This is a genomic window from Enterococcus camelliae (assembly GCF_042685105.1).
GTDB classification, from domain to species: domain Bacteria; phylum Bacillota; class Bacilli; order Lactobacillales; family Enterococcaceae; genus Enterococcus_G; species Enterococcus_G camelliae.
In genome coordinates this window covers 27,067-33,685 of the sequence record NZ_JBHUMO010000039.1, presented here as the reverse complement: position 1 = coordinate 33,685, position 6,619 = coordinate 27,067, and the positions used below count along the sequence as shown (strand labels likewise).

General features: G+C 38.4%; 2 protein-coding genes and 2 pseudogenes. 2 read left to right on the top strand and 2 right to left on the bottom strand.

Annotated features, from left to right (window positions below; translation table 11 throughout):
- Positions 1–323, bottom strand: a pseudogene (locus ACFSR0_RS05770) (IS3 family transposase); the annotation flags it as partial.
- Between the two features lie 72 nt (positions 324–395).
- Here ACFSR0_RS05770 and ACFSR0_RS05765 point away from each other — a divergent pair.
- A pseudogene (locus ACFSR0_RS05765) lies at positions 396–1,152 on the top strand (ABC transporter substrate-binding protein); the annotation flags it as partial.
- An 831-nt stretch (positions 1,153–1,983) separates the two neighbouring features.
- Here the strand turns inward: ACFSR0_RS05765 and ACFSR0_RS05760 are convergent.
- Complete coding sequence (locus tag ACFSR0_RS05760; protein ID WP_379980801.1) at positions 1,984–2,196, bottom strand: hypothetical protein; 213 nt, start codon at positions 2,194–2,196, stop codon at positions 1,984–1,986.
- Between the two features lie 1,135 nt (positions 2,197–3,331).
- On the opposite strand from ACFSR0_RS05760, the gene ACFSR0_RS05755 reads away from it, so the two are divergent.
- Positions 3,332–5,974: a serine hydrolase gene (locus tag ACFSR0_RS05755; protein WP_379980800.1), complete on the top strand. Its 2,643-nt coding sequence runs from the start codon at positions 3,332–3,334 to the stop codon at positions 5,972–5,974.
- Positions 5,975–6,619 lie beyond the last annotated feature (645 nt).

Here is a 6,619-nt window from a genome sequence, read left to right as displayed (position 1 = left end):
CTAAGTTTTCTAGCCCCAGGCGCTAGTTCTTCACACCATTGCCGTAAAGACTCTCGATTAGGGTAACCAAGCAGTCGAATCGTCCTTGCATAGCACTGTCCATAGTCAAAATAATGATTCACAGCTATTCGTTTTTGTTCTTCAGAATACTTTGATTTTTTTCGGTGCTCCAAATGAAGATCTCCAGATATCAAATATTCCTTGTACCATTTGCGAAGTGCGACAACTGACGGATAGCCTAATTCATGAATGGTAGCTGCATAGGAACAATCGTACTTTAAAAATAACTGAATTGCTTTTACACGTTCTTCGTGGGAAAACATACGGGCATTCCTCCTGAGTTCATTTTTGGTCCAGGATTATGTCCGCACCCCCCGTGTGTACTTTTATTCTGCCATAAACATGTGGACAATTATTTCTTGGATTTCAACAAAAAAGCTGGCACAGCCTTAGTTAATAACCATTTACGTAAAGCGATTGCTTTGGCAATTGATAAAAAGTCGTTGACTAAAGATGTCTTAAATGATGGTTCAAAAGCTTTAAATGGGTTGACTCCGGCCAATCCTTATTCCAATCCAGATACTAAAGAAGTTTTCCGTAAGTATAGTGGTTCCTATAATTCTTATGATGCTGCAGCTGCCAAGAAAGAATAGCAAAAAGCGCAAGCGGATTTAGGAGACAATATAGTATTGAAGCTACTAGTTTCGGATGATGACAATGGCTAAAGATCTATGAGTATCTTCAATCGCAGTTGCAAGAGCAGTTAGCTGGATTGAAGATTGTAATTACACAACAACCGAAAAATAATCTGGATCAGGATCGTCGTGATAAAAACTATGAATTATCTCTTTCAGATTGGATTGCAGGTAGCAGTGATTTGAATTCCTATTTCAACCTCTATAAAACGGGCTCTGCTTATAATTATGGTGCCTATGACGATAGTGAATATACAGCGCTTGTTGAAAAGTACGCACGGGTGATGCTAATTAATCCAGACAGGCAATTTGCTGATTATCGGGCATCTAAAAAAATTCTTTTACAAAAGAAGATGCTGTGCAAGTACCCTTGTATCAAAGTGATTCCAACTATCTGATTAATCCAAAGGTGAAAGGTATCGCTTACTGCTTATACGGAGACTACTTCAATTTATGAGGTGCGTATTAAGAGTAAAAAATTGAGAGTAGAAAAAAAGGACATTCATTGTGATGAGGGCCTTTTTTTCTACTTAAAAGCTTGTTGGATTGACGTATCCGAGGATGCTCGAGCGTGTAGTTTTTACAACGTAGAATGGCAAAGTCAGAATGAGGGCGTTTGTAGCTAAGATTATAGATAATAGGAAAATGACTAAAATTCACTTCACAAGAAATTAAATTACTTAAATTTAACAATAATATTGAAATATAATTTCAATATGATAGAATATAAGAAAAGGCTTACATTTTATTTTTTTTATTTGAGAAGGGAACAGCAGTCATTGGAGCTTAGAAAGGGGGAGCGGGTCAAAGAATAGGAGATTACTTGTCGGTAATTTGAGTGAGTTCAGAAACAATTGAGCACTAAGGTTGCAATTTTGATGGTTTCCTAAAGAATTCAAGAAAAAACTTGCTTTTTCTATCCACCTGCAAATTTTGGACGCACTAAATAAGCGTTTTGGGGCCATTTTTAAAAATAGCTCACTATTTATTAAGTAATTCTTATTGAGCTTCTAAGTGGATGTCAATACAAGCAAAAATGCATTGGATAAAACTACGGCGTTTTGATTTAATCATCGAGTTCTCAATCCCGTGGTCAATTAGCAATTGTTTATTTGTTCTTTCAACAAACGAGCGTTCTTTGTAAAGGCGATACCATTTTTTGGAATTGCTTGGAATCTTTGTATAAAAACGAAGGCCCTACCCAGTATGGATAGATATTGTATAGACACGGCCGTATGGTTTCTCTGAACAATATTCAGCTAATGGGCAAGCACAATCTCCTGTCTTATTAGGACAACGGCACTTCACTCTCGTTGTGTATCCCCTTTTCCAGTTTCCGTAATAGGTCATGGAAAATTTCACCTGGACATATCGGCTGTCCTGGTTGATCAAAACAATTGTCCCCAACCTTTGGTTTTCTGCCACGGTGGTCATTTAAATCAATGACAGCTGATATATACAAGCGGTTTAAAAAAAGAATATAGATAGGATCTACATCCATTGCAGAGTCTCCAAGAAAATGCTTAATCCAAAGGTCAGGATAGATTTCTTGGAATTCTTGCAAGGCAATCATTGATGATATTGAGTCATGCCTCCTCGCTTCAAAGAGGCGGATGCAAAGAGGAAGATCTTTATGGTGTTTTTCGGAGAATGTATTTAGAATAAATGCCGTGTAACCATAAAACCAACGTCTCGTTTCGACAAAAGAAAAGCTTGTGATTCGTGCCCCCCCTATGGTAAAAAAACAAAGAAATCGAAACAGGACGAAAAACTTCCTGAAAAGAAAGGCGTTAAACGTACCACTAGGATTGCTAAGGCAATCATGGAAGGACGGATTGACCTGTCTAATTTTCTTGAAAGGCTTATGCAAATAATTTTTGCAGAAGTCGTTGTAAAACCGTCGGTAAAACTCAGTCTCATCGACACTAGCATCACACTATCTGGTGATGGAACATGCCTAGAAATAGGGGCATCGTCCTACGGACGAAAAATATGTGACTGTAAATCAGAAGGTATATGGAGCTGTAAATGCGAGTGTAGATATTCCGACCCTCTGGCTACCCTAGGATAGGATAGTCACAAAAATCGTTCATCAAAATTATAAAGTGTTCCGATACTTGAAATTTCATTGATTGATTCAAAACCACATAGTGCTCGTACCATTAAGGAACGATGCAAAATTTTGCGAAACTCCTTGTGGTTTAACTTGTGACGACTTTCGAAAAGATGCGAACGAAATAGTTTACAGAATCTATACATGGTCTTCCTGTTTTCGAGTATCTCGTTAACAGGAGTGGGACTGCTGGATCTAAATCCATAATTTTAAAATAACTGAATATCCGATTGAAATTCGTCTAAAATTTCAAGTGGAATTATCGCTATCACGAAATTTAAGTTATTTAAATAACATTCCGTGGTTAAGCATAGTTGTCACCACCTTTCACTAAGATATAGGAGAAGCCCTGTTCTTAGCGATTATGGGGGCTGGTTTTATTGTCAAGTAATATCCCCTAGAAAAATAAACGAAGAAAAAACTGGAGGTAATTCAATCCGTCAGGATTGAAACGCATCCAGTAATAATAAACAAAAGTGAATTTTTGAACTCACGCAATTTATAATATAATAGGAGGGATTCTGTGAAAAAGAAGTGGCTGAAAATGCTTTGTTTGGGAGCAATGTTTGTGGGGTTAGGAAAAGCGGCAGTTGTGCAGGCAGATGAAAATGCAGGGTTTGTTCATCCTGAGTATATGGATTTATTAGATCAATTGATTGCTTCAGAGAACAAGTATGGCTTGACTGGCGTCCAATTAGCTGTCTATAAAGATGGTCAACTATTGAAAAATACGGGCTATGGGTATACGAATAACTATTACGATTATTACGATGAATATGGCAATTTTATATTAACTAATGCGAAAGTTTTACCGCTATCAGAAAGAAATGTGGTTACAACAGAAACGCTGTTTGATATGGCAAGTAACACAAAAATGTATGCAACGGTTTACGCAATGCAAAAACTGATTAGTGATCAGGCGCCTATTCCTGAGACAGACCACCCGTTGACGCTTGCAACCAAAATTAGTGAAATTTTTCCAGAATTCTTAAATGAAGCCAACGAAAATCATTGGAAGGAAGATATCACAGTTGGGTTGGTTTTGAGTCATTATGCGGGATTTTCTCCAGACCCACAATATCATAACGAAAATTACGACAAAGACGATGGCATCAAAAATGGTAAGAATGATTTGTTTTCACAGGAAAAACAAACAACCTTTAACATGGTCATGAAAACACCCGTAACAACAAAACCCGGTACTGCTTGGGCGTATTCTGATGTGGATATGATGCTGGCAGGCTTCATTGTCGAACATGTAACGGGTCAAGACTTGGACACCTATGTGAAAGAGAATTTCTATCAACCATTGGGGCTTAACCGTTTGACTTTTAATCCGTTAAACTTTGGTTTCCAAACCAATGAAATTGCTTCTACTGAATTACACGGAAACACTCGCGATGGTCGGGTCATTTTTCAAAACGCGCGCATGGATGTCATTACAGGCCAAGTCCATGATGAAAAAGCTTTTTATTCAATGGGTGGTGTGTCAGGTCATGCAGGGTTGTTTGGAACTGCTCAACAGGTTGCTTATCTTGCGCAAGCCATGGTGAACAACGGGACATTGAATGGTGTTCATTTATTTGATCCCGAGGTTATTGAGCAATTTACAAAACCTACTGCTGGTTTAGCAACACAGGCGGAAGGTGGTTGGCGTCGTAAGAGTGAAACTGGGGGAGCGGCTAGCTGGTTTTCTAAATTTGCACCAGCTGGAACCGTTGGTCATACAGGTTGGACAGGAACCAATACGATGATTGATTTTCAAAATCATTTGACCCTATCCTTGATGACAAATGCCCGAAATACACCGATTATGGGACCTGATCCTAATGTGTTCTATACTGCTAATTCAAATATTAGCTCGTATGGAACCGTTTCTGAATTTGTTTACCGTGCACTTGGACTCGGTAATGATACGTATGACACGCCAGAGAAAGTACTGGAAAAAATGATTGTAGATGAACTTTCAGATATCGACTTGGCTTCAGCAACTGTTAGTAAGCGGAATGTAATCCGATCTTTACTAGATACATTGGCAATGCGAGCGGCAACTGATTCCCAAGCAAGTACTTATCAACAATCAAATTTAGTTCAAACTACGTCAGAAGCCTTGAAAGCAACAGAGGCTTATGACTTACGATTTTTAGTTGTGACGAAGAGTCTAGATGAGGGGATAGAGAAAGGCAACAATTTACTTCCTGAAACGTACACTAAGTCTAGTTACCAAAAGGTATTAGCATTAGTGAAAAAAGGCGAAAATTTGATTGCAAGGAATGATTACACGCAGGCACAAGTAGATGAATTAGCACTCCAACTACAACACGCCCTTGCTGAGTTGGTCAATATTACGCAGTTGCAACTACTTGTCGAACAGACGACTTATTTGAATCAGAAAGAGTACACCAAGTCAAGTTGGCAAAAAGTAGCAATTGCCCTGCAAGCTGCGCAAAAGGAATTGACGAACGAAACGGCGAATCAAGCAGCTGTAGATGCTGCTACAACAGCGCTAAAAACAGCTATCGATTCCTTAGTAAAACCAGGCGACAAAACATTGCTTGAACAAGCTGTCAAAACTGCGACATCAATCGATAGAAATGCTTATACTGTCGCAAGTTATGCGAATTTAGAAGCAGCACTTGCTCAGGCACAAACGATTCTTGCTGATGGTGAAGCAGCTCAAGCAGCAATTGATGAAGCAACACAAAAATTGACGGGCGCAGTGGAACAGTTAGTTAAGGTTTCCATTGTTGTTAATAAAGATGTTTTACGAGAACTGCTAGGAAAAATAGAGGACCTTATGAAGAATAAAGCCCTTTATACAAGTGAAAGCTGGCAACAGGTCGAATCAGTTTTTCAAAAAGCGATTCCTATTCGTGATAGTGACAAAGCCACTCAAGAAGATGTGGATCAAGTGGTGCAACAGCTACAATTAGCAATAAAGCAATTGAAAAAAGTTCCAGCAAAAAATGCCACTGAGCAGTCAAAACAAAATAGTAATCAAGCGAATCAAAACAGCAAGCAAACCAATCAACAATCGGCAATAAAAACAAGCAGCTATTTGCCGAAAACAGGCTTCACTAAAGGTAACAGTTTTATCCTTATAGGAGTTGTAGTCATTGCTGGGGTTCTAGGTATTTTTGGTTACCGTAGAAAAAATCATAAATAATCTCTACTGAATAAAGCACAAACAACGATAATGATCTGTTTCAAGCAATGATTGTTTAAGTAACAGCAAGGTTTTTGGCTATTTGAGAAAAAAAGCTTGCACTTGAGCAGTTTCTTCCTCTGTCAATAGTTTGACGCCATTTAGGAATAAACTCGGCATGGGTTTTACCGAGTTGCTTCTGGCTGGCCGCTCAAAGCTTTGCAAGAGACAAGGGAAGCCTGCTAGCGATTCGGCATTTTCTCCTAGTTATTCAGTAGCTATTAAATTAAATAAAAAAAAAAAGGGCTCTTTGTCAAACATGCATGAATTCGCAAGCATATTCGCCCAGAAGGATGAAATGCAGAAACTTTAGTATACTAATGGTGGAAAGGAAAAAAAGCCGCCACCATTTTGGAAAAGAACGTTATGTTGACTGTCAAACTGGCTTGCTTTATTTCTCGAGAACCCTGAAATATTGCCAATGAGCATGTGTATAAAAAATTGATTTTATATGAAATAAAGCACTCCTTTCCTAAAAGTATTGTAAAGGAGTGCGTTTTTTAGGCTCTTTGTCAATTGCTGTTGTTTTGCTCAAATCGTATGTTAGGAAATGCTTCGGCATTTCCTTTTTTGCGTTATTAAATGATTTCACAGATGTTCTGTTGA